The sequence below is a fragment of the Streptomyces sulfonofaciens genome (assembly GCF_014656295.1).
GTDB lineage: Bacteria > Actinomycetota > Actinomycetes > Streptomycetales > Streptomycetaceae > Streptomyces > Streptomyces sulfonofaciens.
Genome location: NZ_BNCD01000103.1, coordinates 1 through 533, shown reverse-complemented (window position 1 = coordinate 533; position 533 = coordinate 1). Strand labels below are relative to the sequence as shown.

Below are 533 nucleotides of genomic sequence, written 5' to 3'. Positions count from 1 at the left end.
TTAGCTTTTATGATACCGGTGAAGATCCCTAAAGATTCTAAAAATGTAGAGCTTTTAGAGCTGGGCAAGCGATACGCAGAAACGAGTTCAGGAGCGCTTTTGACCAAAGAGCAGCAAGAAATCTTGCACTCCATTGAAGAAAAAGCGAGCGCTTTACAAAGCCCCTTAGAAAGATTGGAGCATTTTTTAGCCCCCATTAGCGGGTATTTCATCATGCCCTTGTTTGCGTTTGCAAACGCTGGGGTGAGCGTTGATTCTAGCATCAATTTAGAAGTGGATAAGGTGCTTTTAGGGGTTATTTTAGGGCTTTGTTTGGGCAAGCCTTTAGGGATTTTCCTCATCACTTTTATAAGCGAAAAGCTTAAAATCACCGTGCGCCCTAAAGGCATCAGCTGGTGGCACATTTTAGGGGCTGGGCTTTTAGCGGGGATTGGCTTTACCATGTCTATGTTTATTTCTAATCTGGCTTTCACGATCGAGCATAAGGACGCTATGGAAGTGGCAAAAATTGCGATTTTACTAGGATCTTTGAT

1 protein-coding gene is annotated in these 533 nt (G+C 43.2%); it reads left to right on the top strand.

The window, feature by feature from the left end; all coding sequences use genetic code 11:
- Positions 1-18: 18 nt before the first annotated feature.
- The coding region (locus IE313_RS36740; protein ID WP_229925213.1) for a Na+/H+ antiporter NhaA at positions 19-533 on the top strand (515 nt) is incomplete at its 3' end.